This is a genomic window from Bacillus sp. EU55 (assembly GCF_038005925.1).
GTDB classification, from domain to species: domain Bacteria; phylum Bacillota; class Bacilli; order Bacillales; family Bacillaceae; genus Bacillus; species Bacillus velezensis.
Map to the genome: position 1 here is coordinate 3,929,423 of NZ_JBBOUE010000001.1, position 16,264 is coordinate 3,945,686.

At 41.4% G+C, this 16,264-nt stretch carries 20 protein-coding genes; 9 read left to right on the top strand and 11 right to left on the bottom strand.

The genetic code is table 11. The annotated features are described in order from the left end of the window. The first annotated feature begins 19 nt into the window (after positions 1 to 19). The 4 genes from NYE50_RS20075 (at position 20) to NYE50_RS20090 (ending at position 2,857) form a co-directional block, all read left to right on the top strand. Complete coding sequence (locus NYE50_RS20075) at positions 20 to 334, top strand: PadR family transcriptional regulator (RefSeq protein ID WP_026092292.1); 315 nt, start codon at positions 20 to 22, stop codon at positions 332 to 334. Continuing rightward, the gene (locus NYE50_RS20080; protein ID WP_021494781.1) at positions 335 to 889 is read left to right on the top strand and encodes an HAAS signaling domain-containing protein; all 555 of its coding nucleotides are present in this window, start codon (positions 335 to 337) and stop codon (positions 887 to 889) included. Between the two features lie 97 nt (positions 890 to 986). After that, positions 987 to 1,907, top strand: coding sequence for an ATP-binding cassette domain-containing protein (locus NYE50_RS20085; protein WP_021494779.1), 921 nt, complete (start codon positions 987 to 989; stop codon positions 1,905 to 1,907). After that, positions 1,904 to 2,857, top strand: a complete 954-nt coding sequence (locus NYE50_RS20090; RefSeq protein ID WP_025649389.1) for an ABC transporter permease — start codon at positions 1,904 to 1,906, stop codon at positions 2,855 to 2,857. Before NYE50_RS20085 ends, NYE50_RS20090 begins: the two co-directional genes overlap by 4 nt. Here NYE50_RS20090 and NYE50_RS20095 read toward each other — a convergent pair. From NYE50_RS20095 to NYE50_RS20120, 6 genes are all read right to left on the bottom strand, one after another. Continuing rightward, entirely contained in the window at positions 2,847 to 3,683 is an 837-nt protein-coding gene (locus NYE50_RS20095; protein ID WP_159353557.1) for a hypothetical protein, read from the bottom strand. The genes NYE50_RS20090 and NYE50_RS20095 overlap by 11 nt on opposite strands. After that, positions 3,674 to 4,471: a hypothetical protein gene (locus NYE50_RS20100; RefSeq protein ID WP_159353558.1), complete on the bottom strand. Its 798-nt coding sequence runs from the start codon at positions 4,469 to 4,471 to the stop codon at positions 3,674 to 3,676. Before NYE50_RS20100 ends, NYE50_RS20095 begins: the two co-directional genes overlap by 10 nt. Further along, the gene (locus tag NYE50_RS20105) at positions 4,440 to 5,363 is read right to left on the bottom strand and encodes a DUF6895 family protein (protein ID WP_224988331.1); all 924 of its coding nucleotides are present in this window, start codon (positions 5,361 to 5,363) and stop codon (positions 4,440 to 4,442) included. Before NYE50_RS20105 ends, NYE50_RS20100 begins: the two co-directional genes overlap by 32 nt. 46 nt (positions 5,364 to 5,409) lie before the next feature. Further along, positions 5,410 to 5,589 (bottom strand): hypothetical protein, encoded by a 180-nt coding sequence (locus tag NYE50_RS20110; RefSeq protein WP_016937575.1) that lies wholly within the window; start codon positions 5,587 to 5,589, stop codon positions 5,410 to 5,412. 152 nt (positions 5,590 to 5,741) lie between these two features. Next, positions 5,742 to 6,605, bottom strand: a complete 864-nt coding sequence (locus NYE50_RS20115; RefSeq protein ID WP_159353559.1) for a lipoate--protein ligase family protein — start codon at positions 6,603 to 6,605, stop codon at positions 5,742 to 5,744. Between the two features lie 55 nt (positions 6,606 to 6,660). Next, complete coding sequence (locus NYE50_RS20120) at positions 6,661 to 7,551, bottom strand: LysR family transcriptional regulator (protein ID WP_016937573.1); 891 nt, start codon at positions 7,549 to 7,551, stop codon at positions 6,661 to 6,663. A gap of 115 nt (positions 7,552 to 7,666) precedes the next feature. On the opposite strand from NYE50_RS20120, the gene NYE50_RS20125 reads away from it, so the two are divergent. Further along, positions 7,667 to 8,644, top strand: coding sequence for a YeiH family protein (locus NYE50_RS20125; protein ID WP_159353560.1), 978 nt, complete (start codon positions 7,667 to 7,669; stop codon positions 8,642 to 8,644). 37 nt (positions 8,645 to 8,681) lie between these two features. Here NYE50_RS20125 and pta read toward each other — a convergent pair whose 3' ends face one another. Continuing rightward, the gene (pta, locus tag NYE50_RS20130; RefSeq protein ID WP_003151012.1) at positions 8,682 to 9,653 is read right to left on the bottom strand and encodes a phosphate acetyltransferase; all 972 of its coding nucleotides are present in this window, start codon (positions 9,651 to 9,653) and stop codon (positions 8,682 to 8,684) included. A gap of 262 nt (positions 9,654 to 9,915) precedes the next feature. Between pta and hemQ the strand changes: the two genes are divergently transcribed. The 3 genes from hemQ (at position 9,916) to NYE50_RS20145 (ending at position 12,825) form a co-directional block, all read left to right on the top strand. Next, positions 9,916 to 10,680, top strand: a complete 765-nt coding sequence (hemQ, locus tag NYE50_RS20135) for a hydrogen peroxide-dependent heme synthase (RefSeq protein WP_014419145.1) — start codon at positions 9,916 to 9,918, stop codon at positions 10,678 to 10,680. Positions 10,681 to 10,849: 169 nt separating this feature from the next. Continuing rightward, complete coding sequence (locus NYE50_RS20140; protein ID WP_340762868.1) at positions 10,850 to 12,418, top strand: IS1182 family transposase; 1,569 nt, start codon at positions 10,850 to 10,852, stop codon at positions 12,416 to 12,418. A 209-nt stretch (positions 12,419 to 12,627) separates the two neighbouring features. Then, positions 12,628 to 12,825 (top strand): helix-turn-helix transcriptional regulator, encoded by a 198-nt coding sequence (locus tag NYE50_RS20145; protein WP_017418693.1) that lies wholly within the window; start codon positions 12,628 to 12,630, stop codon positions 12,823 to 12,825. A 397-nt stretch (positions 12,826 to 13,222) separates the two neighbouring features. Here NYE50_RS20145 and NYE50_RS20150 read toward each other — a convergent pair whose 3' ends face one another. The 4 genes from NYE50_RS20150 to NYE50_RS20160 all read right to left on the bottom strand — a co-directional run bounded on the left by NYE50_RS20150 (position 13,223) and on the right by NYE50_RS20160 (position 15,201). Beyond that, entirely contained in the window at positions 13,223 to 13,417 is a 195-nt protein-coding gene (locus NYE50_RS20150) for a response regulator transcription factor (protein WP_017418691.1), read from the bottom strand. 151 nt (positions 13,418 to 13,568) lie between these two features. Further along, positions 13,569 to 14,327 carry a hypothetical protein gene (locus tag NYE50_RS20155; protein WP_098081862.1) on the bottom strand — a complete coding sequence of 253 codons (759 nt, stop codon included), beginning with the start codon at positions 14,325 to 14,327 and terminating at the stop codon, positions 13,569 to 13,571. Positions 14,328 to 14,399: 72 nt separating this feature from the next. After that, positions 14,400 to 14,867, bottom strand: coding sequence for a MauE/DoxX family redox-associated membrane protein (locus tag NYE50_RS22020; protein WP_445661852.1), 468 nt, complete (start codon positions 14,865 to 14,867; stop codon positions 14,400 to 14,402). After that, positions 14,791 to 15,201: a thioredoxin family protein gene (locus NYE50_RS20160; RefSeq protein WP_098081863.1), complete on the bottom strand. Its 411-nt coding sequence runs from the start codon at positions 15,199 to 15,201 to the stop codon at positions 14,791 to 14,793. Before NYE50_RS20160 ends, NYE50_RS22020 begins: the two co-directional genes overlap by 77 nt. Before the next feature lie 280 nt (positions 15,202 to 15,481). Between NYE50_RS20160 and NYE50_RS20165 the strand changes: the two genes are divergently transcribed. Next, on the top strand, positions 15,482 to 16,261 hold the full coding sequence (locus NYE50_RS20165; protein ID WP_063093971.1) for an SDR family oxidoreductase: 780 nt from the start codon (positions 15,482 to 15,484) through the stop codon (positions 16,259 to 16,261). Positions 16,262 to 16,264 lie beyond the last annotated feature (3 nt).

Genomic DNA, 16,264 nt, shown 5'->3' on the forward strand with positions numbered 1-16,264 from the left:
ATGATGGGAATGATAGTAAATGAGTAGCCAATTACGAAAAGGAGCGTTGGAACTTTGTGTGTTGTCCCTGCTTCTTTATGAAGATTTATATGGTTATGAATTAATCAAGATCATAAGTGAAACGTTCCCTGTATCGGAGGGCACCATCTACCCCATATTACGAAGACTCACAAAAAATAACTGCCTAAAAACGTATACAGCAGCTTCCGATCAAGGCCCATCACGCAAATATTACAAAGTAACAGAAGAAGGCGCCTTTTATCATCAAACATTAAAATCGGAATGGCTTGACCTGTCCGAAAAAGTGAACAGCATCATTAAGGAGGGAAAATGAATGTGTAAAGACCAATATTTAAAACATCTCCGGCGGGAAATAAAAGATCTGCCGGAATTTGAGCAAAAAGAGATACTCGCCGATATCGGCGAAATATTCCAAATGGGCGGCGCTGAAGGAAAAAGCGATGAACAAATCGCCGGCAATTTAGGAAACCCCAAAACACTTGCGCGCGCCTTAAAAGCGGATATTTTCATCAGTGATGCCGAGGAGCAGAAAACATGGCGCTCCTTTTTCAAAGCATTCGGCCTGATGCTGGGTATGGGCATGTTCAACTTCATGTTTATGCTGACACCGTTTCTTTTTGCCTCTGTTGCGGTGTTAAGTTTGATGGCGATCGGCCTGATGCTGATGACCGGATCATTCTTTCTCCTTGTAAAAGTGCCGATTGTAACAGCCATTTTAAACGGATGTATGGTTCTTGGAGCGGGTATGGCGGTGTTTATGGCCGGATTTGATTCTTCGAAACTGATATTCCGCATCTTTTTGCGCTATTTCAAATGGAATGTCAGCGTTGTAAGGAGGGAAACCATTGAATCGAAAAATGTGGTATAGCATTGCTCTCATTTTAATCGCTGCCGGCCTGATCGGAAGCATGTTCTTCGGTTTTGACGGCTTTTACCCTAAATCATAAGGAAGGTGTGCAAATATCATGACTGAACCAGCCCTGATATTAAAAGATGTCTCTAAAACAATCAATCATACCCCTATTGTACAGTCAATTTCTTTCGATGTGAGAAAAGGCGAGATATTCGGCCTTTTAGGGCCGAACGGCTCAGGAAAAACCACTATTTTCAGAATGATCGTACAGCTTATTAAAAAAACAGAAGGAGCCATTTCATTCAGAGGCAGACCGGACAGCGACTTTGAATATTTTATGAGACATATCGGGGTTATCATTGAAGGCCCGGATATGTATCCGAATATGACCGCTTTGCAAAACCTGAAATATTTCACCAGACTGCGGAGCACCTCGCTGAAAACGGATGACCTTATGAATACCCTTGCAAAAGTCGGACTAGATCAGGCTGCCCGCAAAAAAGTGAAACATTTCTCATTAGGTATGAAACAGCGCTTGGGGCTCGCTTATTCTCTTCTTCACAATCCCGGATTATTAATTCTGGATGAACCGATGAACGGCCTCGATCCTAAAGGAATGAAAGAATTGCGCACCATTCTTTCCGATTTAGCGAAGCAAGGGGTTTCTATTTTATTATCAAGCCATTTATTGTCTGAAATGGAGGAAATTTGTGATAGGGTTGCCTATATTAAAAAGGGACGGATTTTAGGAATTGAAGACATGAAGAACAGACATGACCTTGGTCAGAAAAAGCTGTTTACCGTCACGGTCGATCATCCGGCAAGGGCGAAAGAAATATTAGAGCGGGAAGGTATTCTTCAAGTACAGCAAAAAGACAGCCGCGTCATTGAATTGGAAGCGGAAGAAGATACCATCCCGTATGTCATTAAATCTTTGGCAGAGAAAGAAATTCTGATTTCCCGCGTTTCTGCAAGAACTTTGTCATTGGAAGAGAAATACATGATGATTACAGATCAGGAGGACGCGGTATGAGCATATTTCATCTGGCGCAGAACGAATTCATAAAAATAACCCGAAAAAAAGGCACACTTTTATCTCTTTTTTTCCTGTTTCTCATCGTTTTGCTGGCCGGCCTTATTATGAATCATGAGTTAGATGCTTCCTCGGATAACAATTGGAAAGAACGGCTTCTCGCCGAAAAAAAGCAGGAAGAAATTGATAAACCGGCTGAAACGACAGGCGTTTATTATTCTGCTGATGTTAAGAATAAAGACTATTATTTGGAGCATAACATCAACCCTTATGAATGGAACGGCTGGAGGTTTTTCGGCACGGTTACTTCAAACGGGCTTGAGATTTTCGTAAGCTTAACCGCGATTTTAACCGTCAGCGGGGTTGTTTCTAAAGAGTTTGCCCTTGGGACGATTAAGTTTATCGCTACAAGCCCGAATCGAAGATGGCGGATTTTAACATCGAAATTTCTGGCCTCCCTTCTGTTTACCGGTATGATTTACTTATTTTACTGTGTGAGCTGTTTGCTGATCGGCGGCGTGTTATTCGGTTTTTCCAATGCTTCATATCCGCTCGTCTATACTCATTTAAATGACAGTCTGTATACCATCAGTTCAATCAAAGCATCCGGAATCATTCTGCTTTTGCGTTTCATATCAATTATAAGCATTGTCACCATTGCGTTCACTTTGTCAGTATTGTGCAAAAGCCAGGCGCTCTCCCTCTGCTTATCGATTTTACTGCTGTTTGCCGGCAGTATATTGGGCGGAACTGATTTGCTTGCCCAATATACGTGGTATAAATTTACGCTCTTTCCGCATTTAAACCTCGTTGCTTATGTAAATAAAAGCGCGGGTGATGCGATTTCAACGTTAAACATCCCCTATTCCGTGACGGTTATAGCGATCTACTTTCTTATTTGTTTATTGATTTCTTTTTCCGTCTTTCAAAAGAGAGACATTACAGCATAGACAGAGAGGCGGCGGCATAATGAGCGGACGGCAGGAAATACTGCCGGTCCAGCAATTTGCCGCTGACCGCCCCTTGGTCCATCGCTAATGGATTCAAATAACCGAAGCTCCCGCTGCTTCGCTGCTGAAAGCGTAGAAATTCCCGCCCTTCCCGTATAAAAAGCGCCTCATCGAATTGGAGAAATTTCATAATGGCTGTGTATTTTGCAACGGCGTCAATGTGATACTTTCTGCACTCGGCTAACATTAAACCTGAAAAAGCAAAGTCTGATGTTTTGTACCATTCCGTGAGAAAAGGCTGCAATTCTTTCATTTGCAAATAAGTGACGGCATAAAGGGCATCCGCCTGTTCTTCCTGGATGCCGCCCGGTGCCATGAGCAAATCGGCCTCACGTTTCATTACGGTTTCTAAGAACACGATCAGTTCTTCCGGAGTCATCGCCCCAAAATAAGCCCCTAACACCATGAGGATCATAGAGGAAGGCTCTGATTTCAGTTCCTCTTGTAAACCGCGGACCATTTGTTCAAGTCCGTTATGAAAAAAGATGCTTTTTGCGGCATCCATCCTGCGGTATATATGATACGCATACGCGAACAGGACCGGATGGCATTCGTGCGTTTTTTCTCCAAAATAACGGTCTAAGAATAGAATGACTTCTTCTGTATCCTTTCTTTTTTCAAAGTGATGACATGCCGCTAAACCGCAAAACAGGTGCATGAGATCATCTGCTTCCATTTCTTCCGGCTGCAGCTGAATGTTCTTCCAAAAACCCAGCAGCCATTCTTCTGTTTTTTTTATATTAAAATGTTCCTTTACTATCTGCATGTTCCACACTCCAGATTCAGAATCTCAATCGCCGGCAGAAGAGCCGGAGCACATTGAATGGATGGATTCTCGTTATGTATGTAATGAAGGGCTGCCTGACAGCCATAAAAAAAAGGATCGATACACGATTGGATCAATAACATAGTGCAAAGCTGTTTCATTTTTCGGCTGCTGAGACAAAACACAAGCCATTTTTGAATAGAAGCCTTCAAGCCGGGATGAAGCTGATGCTCCCCCTTATTCAAATGAAGAAGACAGTACTCAATAAACTCCAGCTCGTTTTCAGCTGTTCGTTTCCATGCGTCGCGGAGCAAAGGCTGAAACATCGAATTTTTGTAAAAACGGACTTTTTCCTGATCAAATGGCATTTCCAGTTCGTTCAGCAAACCGACTAATTCGGCGTATTTAAAATAAGGCCATTCTTTTTTTGTAAGATAGCCGTTTTGCAATCCATGACGTATGATCTGATCATCCGCTTGCAATCCCTGCTTCGCTTTATACGTTTTTGACGTTAAATAGATATGAATCAATTCATTGACTATGGCCGTATTACAGTGAAACAGATCCTCCCAGCATGACTTATCAACGAAGGCTGCCGCAATCCTTTCAATATGTTCTTTTAGAGCGGAAGTATGACTCGTCTTCCTGTAGTATTTGCAGAAGCCGGCAAACAGCTGAATGCTCTTCATATCCGGAAGCGATTGTTCAGCAAAAGATAATAAAAATTGGTCTGTCTCTTCAGCTAATCTGTTCAAGTTAATCGTTCCTTTCTGCTCTAAGACAGGCATGCGCGGCACCCGCGGCGACAAGTGTTGTATGGTAGCAGTGTTTAAACACATCTTCTCTTTGCTGTTCACCTTTCAAACCGGGTTTATGTTGATAGGTGATGCTCGGGATATTCCCTTCTTTCATTCGGCCCTGAAATATTTTATTCCAGGCTGCCTCATAGAGCGGTTTATGATTTTCTTTTTCCATGTCGATATGTAAAAAAGAGCTGCACATCAATAATTCACTGGTAATATCTAAATTCTCAAGACATATATAAATTCCGAGAAATTTCAGGACCTTTTCTTTTAAGGAGGGCAGATGATACTCTTGATCTGTAAGCGAAGAACATCCCATATCTGTTATATAAAAAATCGTATGAGTTATACTGTACGCATCATGGTCAGTCATATATGTATTTGGGATATTTTGACCGGCTGCCGTGTAGCAGTATAAATCAGAAAAATCCGTCATTTTCAAATTTACGCCTGCTCTGTGCAGACTGTACTTCAGATCCATTTTCCGAAAGGGAATTTTAGCAAGGCTTTCATCAAAACGAGACGCCGTGAATTTTTCCAGCTCCCATATCACTGAAGCCCGTGTCGGCTGATCAGTTAAGACAAGAAATTCACCTGCAATAGCCAATCCGGCAAGGCCGTCCGGATCAAAATGAATAAATTCTTCAAGCTGATCATTACGGAGCCTTTCTGTAATAAACTCCGTTAAAACAGCAACTTCCTTATCATCTGCCTGATTTCTGATCAGGTAATTGGTAAGAAAAATAAGCTCTATAAATGTTTTAAGCCGCCATCTGAAATCGTTCGCTACTTTATGATTCATATCAAAATAATGGATATTCTCAACAATCCATGACAGTGCTCCCCGCTTAATTTCTCTTATATACTCTTGTGTCAAACTCTCACCGCCTTTTCTAAGATGCGTAGGTTCCAAACGATTGAATCTAATTCTGAACGGCTAAATCATTGAAATTCAAATTCGGGTTTTGATTGTCTTCTTGGCTCGGTACTACAAGCACCCATCCGCTCCAAGCAAAGCTATTGCCTGATTGCTCAGCATCTCCGGCTAACAAATGTGTCGGGATCGTGATTCTTTTTTCCTCTTTTATTTTTTTAAAATTCATATCTCCATCTCCTCTAGTTTATAGAATTATTTGGAACCTACAACAATATATTAATCAAATAAGGGATAAATTGTAAACTAGTTTTAGAATAACGATTCTTTTTTCACTATAACTAATTAGTATATAATTACTAAAAATAAAAAAGCCCGGACCTAGTCCAAGCTTTCCTGCGTACCGAACACCTTCTCATTCCGTTCCAGCATTCGGATCAGATTTTTTTCAAATGCCATTTCTTCTTCCGGCGATAATCCGGCTGCATACAGGCGGCCGCTGCGTTCCTTCAGTTCGGTTAAAAGCGACAGCATTAAGTCCTGCACGGTAATGTCCGTTTGCAGCAATTCGCTTAATGAAGCCATCGTTTCAGGCCGGATGTCGGGGTACACACCTTTTGTGTCATTGCTTTTGTCTTTTAAAGCGGCTTGATAGAAACGTCTGATCAGATCGGCGCGTTCGCTTCCGCTTTTATCGGCGCAGAGGTAAATCTGAACCGCGGTTCCGCCCCGCAGGCGTCTTTGTGAGATTCCCGCGAATTTCCGCCCGCCGATGCTGAGATCATAGCTGCCCGGACAATACGATCCTTTAATTTCATATGCTTCAATTTCAGCATTGTACGGACGCAGCATCCGCCGCACAAGCTCCGTCATCGCCTCGTAGCCTCTGTCGATGTCGATGCCTTTTTTCTCATCTTCAAAAATAAGCGAGATATTCAGTACGCCTTCATCGAGAACGACCGCGAGGCCTCCTGAATTGCGGACAATCACACGATAGCCTTCGTCCTCCAGCAATTTCACGCCGTCCTCTAAAAACGGCAGGCGTGTGTCCTGAATGCCGAGCACGATCGTCTGGTGGTGCACCCAAGAGCGTGCTGTCGCAGGCGATTCCCCTTTGCCTACGGAGGCGCACAGCGTATCATCCATTGCGAATGACTGCTTCGCATCAAAATAAGGACCGAGGCTGGATTGGTCAATGATTCTCCAGCTCGGCTGCATCAATAAATCAATCGGTTGCTTTCCCATCTATATTAAATCCCTTTCGTCATAGGCTTTCCATGCATTTATTATATCATTCCGCTTAAGATGATTGAAATTGACTTTTCAAAAGAGCGATGAAGATTTCTTTGTTTTTTGTGTTCTCCATAATGGAAGATTGAATGATAGACAGTTTCCGCTTTAAGGAAAATCCTTTGATCTGAAGCACGGAAATGCTGCCGTGAAGCAGATCCTTTTGCAGTACGCTTTTTGACAGAACGGAAAGACCCATTCCGCTGATCACAGCTTCCTTGACGCCCTGGTTGCTGCTGATCGTCATCATGGATTTCGGCCGCAGTCCGTTTGAATGCAGGACATGATCCAAATACTCCCTTGTCCCCGAACCTTTCTCCCTCGTCACCCACGCTTGATTTTGCAAGTCGGTGACCGGGATGTTTTTTCTGCCTGCGAGCGGGTGTCCGTTAGGTGCGGCAATGCATAATTCATCCTCCATGAACGGCTGAATGTCGAGCTCGTTTTTCCCCGTATGTCCTTCTATTAATCCGATATCGGCTTGAAGCATCCGAACCGCTTCGCTGACCTCCTCCGTGTTCCCGATCATGACGTCAAGGTTCAGTTCGGGATACTCGTCATGAAGCTTTGCGAGAAGCGGCGGCAGAATATATTCGCCGATGGTAAAGCTCGCGGCGATTTTGAGCTTCCCTTTGACATAATGATGATGGGCGTAAATTTCGGTTTTCGCCTGCTCGTACAAGAAGACCATTTGCTTCGCGCGCTGATAGAGAATGTCCCCCGTCGGCGTAGTCGTAAAGTGCTTCGGGGAGCGGTTCAGCAAGGCGGTTTGGAATTCTTTCTCCAGATTTTTAATGTGAAGGCTGACGCTCGGCTGAGAAATCATCAGCTTCTGCGCCGCTTTTGTAAAGTTTTTTTCTTCGACGACTGCAATGAATGTTTTCAGTTCCCCATAATACAAAAAGCATCGCCCCTTATCATTATTTTTCCTGATTGTTTAGATCATATAAATATATTTTACTAATGATTAAGACCGCAGTAAAGTGAAGTTATCAACCTAATGGGAAGTGACGGAGATGAAGATGGTAAAGGGTGTTTCAGTTACCGCAGGAATTGCGTTTGCGGCTTTCTATGCCAGCCGCCTGCCGTTTTTAAATTTGCTCGGCATGCTTGTCCTCGCGATGCTGATCGGAATGGTCTGGCGCGCCGTTTTCGGACAGCAGGCGGCATTCGAGCCGGGGATTGGATTCTCAAGCAAATACTTGCTGAAAGCCGGTATTATCCTGCTTGGCATGAGACTGAACTTGACGGATATCTATCATGCCGGCTGGCACGTATTTGCAATTGCCGTCTGCTGTATGATGGTTGCGGGTGCCGTCGTATACGGACTGTCCCGGCTGTTCCGCATTGATCAGACACTCAGCATGTTAACAGCCTGCGGCACTGCGATCTGCGGGGCGGCTGCCATTGCCGCGATCGCGCCGCAAATCAGGTCAAACGAAAATGCGACAGCCATCAGTGCAGCCGCCGTTTCGTTATTAGGAACCGTTTTTACAGTTGTATATTCTCTTTCTTATCATGTATTGGGCTTTTCTCCTGCTGCTTACGGCGCCTTTTGCGGGGCAACGCTTCATGAGGTGGCGCATGCGGCAGCAGCCGGAAGCGCCGGAGGAAAAGCAGCCGTCGAGATGGCGGTGATCGTCAAGCTGACGCGGGTCGCGCTGCTCGTCCCGGTTGCATTCATGCTTGGAATGCGGGCGCGCCGCGGCGGGAAATCAGAGACGGGCTCTGCTGCTTCACTGCCGATCCCTTGGTTTATCTTCGGATTTCTCGGAATGAGCGCCATCCACACATCAGGCATCATTTCCGCCGCGCATTCCGCGTTTCTTGTTCAAGTGTCCTATGTTTTAATCGGCATGGCAATGGCCGGTCTCGGTTTGAACGTTCATATATCGGCGTTTCGTCATAATGGCTGGCGGGCGCTCGCGGCAGGCTTGATCGGCTCTCTCTGTTTATCGCTGTTCGGCTGGGCCGCAGTGGCTTTCTTTCTATAAAAAAAGCCGGCCTTCTTAAAAGGCCGGCATTAGCGGATTACAGCGCTTGAGCAGCCGTAATTAACGCAAGATTGTAGACGTCTTCCGCATTACATCCTCTGGAAAGATCGTTTACAGGCATATTCAATCCTTGCAGAATCGGTCCGACCGCTTCAAAGCCGCCTAAGCGCTGAGCGATTTTGTAGCCGATGTTTCCTGCTTCAAGGCTTGGGAATACAAATACATTCGCGTCTCCTTTAATGTCGGAGTCCGGCGCTTTTTTCTCCGCGACAGACGGCACAAATGCAGCGTCGAATTGGAATTCGCCGTCCAGCGTAAGCTCAGGCGCTTTTTCCTTCGCAATTTTCACGGCTTCAGCCACTTTGTCCGTCTCATCTGATTTCGCCGATCCTTTTGTAGAGAAGCTGAGCATGGCAACGCGCGGGTCAATGTCAAACATTTGAGCCGTATTGGCGCTTTCAATGGCAATTTCGGCAAGGTCCTGGCTGTCAGGGGCAATGTTGATCGCGCAATCAGCGAATACATATTGCTCGTCACCGCGGGCCATGATGAAGACGCCTGATGTTTTTTTCACGCCTTCTTTTGTTTTAATGATTTGAAGTGCAGGGCGCACCGTATCGGCTGTAGAATGTGCAGCTCCGCTGACAAGTCCGTCTGCGAGACCTTTGTACACAAGCATCGTGCCGAAATAGTTTTCGTCCAGCAAAGCTTTGCGGGCCTGTTCTTCCGTCGCTTTGCCTTTGCGGCGTTCTACGAAAGCCTGAACGAGTTCTTCCATGCCTTCATATGTATGCGGGTCAAAAATGTCCACGCCGTCAAGCGTAAGGTTTAATTCTTTCGCTTTTGCTTGAATGTCTTCTTTATTGCCGACTACGATCGGCTTTAATACCTTGTTGCCCGCCAAGTTGTTGACCGCAACCAGGATACGTTCGTCCAACCCTTCAGGAAATACGATTTTCACATCTTTTCCTGCGACTTTTTCTTGTACTTTTGTAAATAAATCTGCCACGATATACCCTCCTCTATGTTGACAAAAAACGCTTACTTTTACAGCATACTCTTCTTCCAGCTAAATTCAAATAACCAACTTCCATTATAGCGCTTTCAAAAAGAAATCTTATTTTTCTAACTAATTTAATTGACGGTTTGTTTCACGGCTTAGTTTCTGACACAAGGCTTCGGATTATTCAAGGTTTCTCCACAGCCGAAACGGTTAAACTGTGATATAGTGAAGGCATCAATGTAATGAAAAGATATAGGAGTGAAGATACATGAGTGAGCAGCAAAAAACGAACGAAGCCGCCCAAACGCTTGACGGCTGGTACGCGCTTCACGATTTCCGCACAATAGACTGGACGTCATGGAAGATGTTATCCAGCGATGAGCGCCTGTCGATTATTCACGAATTTACGGGACTGCTTGAAAAATGGGGCGTCGCCCAAAAAGAAGGCAAAGGCTCGCAAACCATCTACAGCATCGTCGGACAGAAAGCTGATTTTATGCTGATGATTCTTCGCCCGACAATGGAAGAGCTGAACGAAATCGAGCTTGAATTTAACAAATCAAAGCTTGCTGAATTTACAATCCCGGCTTATTCTTACGTGTCCGTGGTTGAGCTGAGCAACTACCTGGCAAGCGGAGAGGGCGATCCGTATGAAAATCCGCATGTCCGCGCCCGCCTGTATCCTGAGCTGCCTGAAGCGAAATACGTCTGCTTCTATCCGATGGATAAAAGAAGAAGCGGCAATGACAACTGGTACATGCTTTCTATGGATGAACGCAGAAATCTGATGAGAAGCCACGGCTTGATCGGACGGAGCTATGCCGGCAAAGTCAAACAGATTATCACGGGATCTGTCGGTTTTGACGATTACGAATGGGGCGTCACGCTCTTCAGCGATGATGTGCTTCAGTTCAAAAAACTTGTTTACGAAATGCGCTTTGATGAAGTCAGCGCGCGCTACGGCGAATTCGGTTCATTTTTTGTCGGAAACCGCTTGTCTCTCGACACGCTTCCGAAGTTTTTGCACGTGTAATAAGTTGTTAAAGGGGCTGGGACAAAACCCACCTCTAAGACGAAAAAAACGGTGAAATTTTACGACGAGTAAACTTTCACCGTTTTTGATTATTTTACAATAAAAAATAAGGACAACTTCTGATAAAATTAAGTTACCATACAAAATCTAATCAGAAAGAAGTGTCCTTATGTTTAAAGATTATACCATGAATCAAATCGTTTTGCCTTTAGATTTAGAAGTAAAGTTACAAAATAATGATATTGCCTACCATGTCCATCATTTAGTGGAAAGTATCCCTCAAGAAGCGTTTGAACCATTTCTTCGAAATGAAGGTTGTCCTGCCTATCATCCACGCATGATGCTTAAAATTATTCTATGTGCCTACACTCAATCTGTCTTTTCAGGGCGTAAAATAGAGGCCCTATTAAAAGACAGTATCCGTATGATGTGGTTAGCTCAAGGGTATGAACCAAGCTACCGTACAATTAACCGATTTCGTGTTCAACCAGTAGTGAAAGATTTAATCCGTCAATGTTTCATCCAATTTCGCTGCCAATTGATTGAAGAAAAACTGATCGATCAAGAAGCGATATTTATCGATGGTACAAAGATTGAAGCGAATGCGAATAAATTTACGTTTGTCTGGAAGAAAGCGATTGAGAAATTTCATCAGCGTTTAATTGATAAGTCAAACCAGTTGTACAATGAGTTGCTTGAGAACGAAATCATACCCCAAATGGAACGGGAAAGTGATGAACAGCTATCATTTGGAGAGCTCACTCAAATGGTTCAAAAAGTAGACGAAGTAGTGACCGAATATGATAAACAAATAGAAGCATCTTCAGACGTTACGGAACGAAAAGCCTTACGAAGGGAACGAAAATACCCGAAACAAGTGCGTAAACAGTTGATTGATTTTATCCTAAGAAAACGGAAGTACCAACAGGATCTTAAAATCTTTGGACCACGTAATAGCTATTCTAAAACAGATCTAGATGCGACATTTATGCGAATGAAAGATGATTATATGAAAAACGGGCAATTGAAAGCTGGTTACAATGTACAAATCGCAACGGAAGGTCAATATGCGCTTGCTTATAGTCTATTTCCAAACCCAACAGATACACGTACGTTAATTCCATTTTTAGATGAGATCGAGCAACATTATTTCGAGTTACCGAAACATATAGTTGCAGATGCAGGTTATGGTAGTGAACAAAACTTTAGTGATATTCTCTCAAACAGAAACCGAGAAGCACTGATAACATATAACATGTTTTTGAAGGAACAAAAGAAAAAGTACAAACAAAATACATTTAATCCTGATAACTGGGTATATGATCAAGAAACCGATACATATACGTGCCCTAATCAGAAACGTTTAGAATTTCAATATCATTCTGTCCGAACGGACGCTACAGGTTTCCAAAGGAGTTTCAAAGTCTACGAGTGCGAAGACTGTTCAGGATGCCCATTCCGTTCATCATGTACCAAGGCAAAAGAAGGAAACAATCGAAAACTAATGGTGAACAAAAAATGGGAACAGCAAAAAGAATATGTGAGAGCGAAGCTTTCAGAAGAGAAAACGAGTGCCATCTATCGAAAACGTAAAACCGATGTGGAACCAGTTTTTGGATTCTTGAAGGCTAATTTGCGTTTCACTCGATTTTCTGTACGAGGAAAATCGAAGGTAGCAAACGAAATGGGTCTCGCATTAATGGCAGTGAATTTAAGAAAATTCACTGCCAACTTCTAAGGTAATAGAAGAATTTATACATAAAAATAAAGAAAGATGAATTTGAGTACCCCCAAATTCACCTTTCTCATTATTTGAAGCTAGTTTTGTCCCAGCCACTTTTTTCAAAAAACTATTGACAAAATATTGAACCTGATGTAAAGTTTACTTTACGTAAAGCGAACTTTACTTACTGAGCAATTGTTGTATCGAAATGAGGTGAAATATGAGTGAAAAATCGGTTAAAAGAAATTAGACAGAGGCATTCTTATTCACAGGAAACGTTAGCCTTGAAATTAAAAGTGTCCAGACAAACCATCATTTCAATTGAGAATGGGAAATATAATCCCTCCCTGCCCTTAGCTTTGAAAATAGCAAAGATTTTCAAGGAAAGTGTAGAGAATATATTTTTGTTAGAGGAGGAATAGAAATGAAGAAGAACTTTTTTTTAATATCTTTTGTTTTTTTCATTATCGTCTCGGGAGCTTTTATAGCACTATCAATATTTACGCAAACAAAATTACCTTCAATAACTTTTCCCATCTTAACTCTTTCAATAATAAGCTTTGTTCTATGGGCTACCTTCCCATCATTACCATTAAAAAGAGATGAACGAGGAAAGTTTATAATACAGAAGAGCTTAGCCTATACTTTTATGCTAACCTTAATTTATCTTTTCATTTTCTTGACAATATTTTATTTTAATTTAATCAACCTAGACAAAGAACAGATTTTACTCTTATTTTCCTCGTTAGTTATAAGTACAGCATTTATATCGATCCTCATTCTAAATAAGAAATACTAACAATTAATACTGAAAGTTAGTTAAATTAATTCTTTTTTGAAAGCTTTTACTATTATTCCAACTCGAGAACGTACATTTAACTTTTTACGTATTTTTGCTATATGATATTCAATAGCTCTTTGAGAATAACCTAATTGTTCAGCTATTTCTATATTGGATTTTTCTTTAGCTATTAGATCAATGATTTCACTCTCTGTTTTCGTTATATTGTTCACCTTTGAAAACCCCTTTAAAACAAAATCTTTGGAACCACGCTACCATACATTAGGTCCCTTTATTTATAATTTAAAAACGATTGACTGAGCCCAATATTTACTTGATCTTTATAAAAAATTAGCAGGGGATTGCCCTGCTAATTTTACAAATTTAAAATTTACTTTTACATCGTCCATAACAAACTCCTATTACAGAACCAGTTGCAACATCAGCTGCCAACAGACAAGCATAGCAACCAGCACCAGCAGTGCTAGCACAAGCAACACCACATAGTGTGGCTAATGCAGCGATTGCCCACGAAGCAACCCCTTGTCCCGATAAACAAGAATTAAAGCAGTTCCACCATTGCTTAAACCCCTGAGAAGACATGTTTTTTGTTAAATCAACTTTTTCACCATTGTCTTTAATAACAAAACCTGATTCAACTTCTCCAGATTTATTAATTTCAGCATTATAAATGAGTTTTTTATTTTTAATCACCTTTGAAGCAACTTTCCCAGATTTCTCCCTTACACCAAATAAAGAGTAGTCTTCTATAATTTTACCATTTTCATCTAGTATAACGATAAAATTGCTATCTTTTTCGACGTTTTCTCCTTTTAAAGGATAATATGCATAATAAAGCGTTTTATTTCCATAATTATCAACTTTCATCATATGTCTTTTGCTGTTATCAAACTTTATGTTTTTGCTGTACTTCTTCATCAACGCCAGTTTTTCATCTTTTTTTCCCCAATCTTTAATCCAGTCATCAATTTTTAATGTTTCAGATTTGGATGCTCTACTTAATTTTTCATCTCCTGGCTCATAATCCGCTGATGCAAAATTAGGCAATATACACGAAATTGCCAATAAGATTGATAAAGTCAACAGTAGGTAGTGCTTTGCATCCCAAATTTTTTTAATCATATGATCTCTCCCTTTCCTTTTTTTGTAATCATAATATAAAAAAATTGCGGTTAACCGAAAATATTTATATATTCAATATTTCCTTAAGATTAAGTACAAAGAACTTGCGATCAAAAACAAAACCTCTCTGAAAATCGTTGAATAACCAATAGTTTCTGCGTTTCCATTACCAAAACAACCACAACCATACGGAAAATATCTACCGAAATTAGCTATTAACAGAATAAGAAATATTGTGATTAACAGTTTATAAAATATTACAAAAAAATATCGAAATCGTTTCACCCAGATCAAAAACGCAATCATTATTTCAATAATGGGGACTGCAAACCCTACTATTAGATACATTGACTCGGGTATGTATTGATAATATTGTAGTGAAAATATAAAACTATATACGTCAAATAATTTCATAAAACCAGAATACAGCATTATTACTGATATGATTGCTACGGATACATGCTCAACTTTCCGAATTAAAAAAGTTTTTATATTTATTCTTAGTCTGTTCCCCTTCAATTCTATTAGTTTCCCTTCCATTTTTATAAACGACTAATGTCGGTGTTTGATTTATCTTATAACTTTCCCAAGATTTTTGATCACCTTCGATGTTTAATATAAGGAATTTTCCGTTTATTCTCTCTCCCATCGGAATAAGATATGGTGAAACCCTTTTACAATGAAGACAATTTATTTGATAATAGTATACAAATACGTGATTTTGATCTTTTATTGCATTTCTCACTTCATTTGTAGTAGCCTGCCCAGCATATAAATTATCTTTTTTTTGATAGATATTTGATGCAACTGCTATCAATGAACAAAATATTATAAGGATTGATATTACAATAATTATGCGCTCCTTTTTTTTCATTAAAACTAACCTCCTTTTTAATTTTTTATTCTCTTTCCCGGTTTGTTTTTTGAATATTTTATATGCTAACGTAAGGATTCTTTTTATAAAAGGGTATTTTTTACCATTTCATATATTATTTCAAAATTGATTCTATACTGATTAATGAAATTTTTATTTCAACTAAGGTTAAGTTCACTTATTATTTTTTCTTTGCCAGAATTTAAATAAAATTTGCTATTTTTATCATTTTTTTTTACGATGTAAAGGAGATTCCATTTTGGTAAAGGGGTGCAGACAGTTGTCAAAACGAACCGCGTTTATTATGGGAGCCAGTCAGGGGATCGGCAAAGCGATCGCTCTGAAACTGGCGGACAATGGCTTTCATACCGTCATTAATTCACGAGTTCCCGAAAATATCGAATCGGTAAAAGAAGAGATCCTCGCCAAACATCCGGATGCGGGCGTCACCGTTCTGGCCGGGAATATGTCGGACCAGAAGACAAGAGCCGGCATTTTTGAAGAGATCAGATCACAATGCGGACGGCTTGATGTATTGATCAACAACATTCCGGGCGGCTCGCCGGATACCTTTGAAACCTGCGATATAGAGGATATGACAAATACCTTTACGAATAAAACAATCGCTTATATCGACTCTATGAAAACGGCCGCAGCAATCATGAAACAGCACGAATTCGGCAGAATCATTAATATCGTCGGAAACCTATGGAAAGAACCCGGCGCCAATATGTTTACCAACAGCATGATGAACGCCGCTCTAATTAATGCCAGCAAAAACATCGCCATTCAGCTTGCGCCTTTTCACATTACTGTCAACTGTCTGAATCCCGGATTTATCGCCACAGACCGTTATCACCAATTCGTCAAGAATGTCATGAAGCAAAACGGCATTTCTAAAGCGGAAGCGGAAGAACGGATTGCCTCAGGCGTCCCGATGAAGCGTGTCGGAACTGCGGAAGAAACCGCGGCGCTGGCTGCCTTTCTTGCCTCTGAAGAAGCCTCCTATATTACCGGGCAGCAAGTGTCAGCCGACGGCGGCAGCATGAAAAGCATATAATAA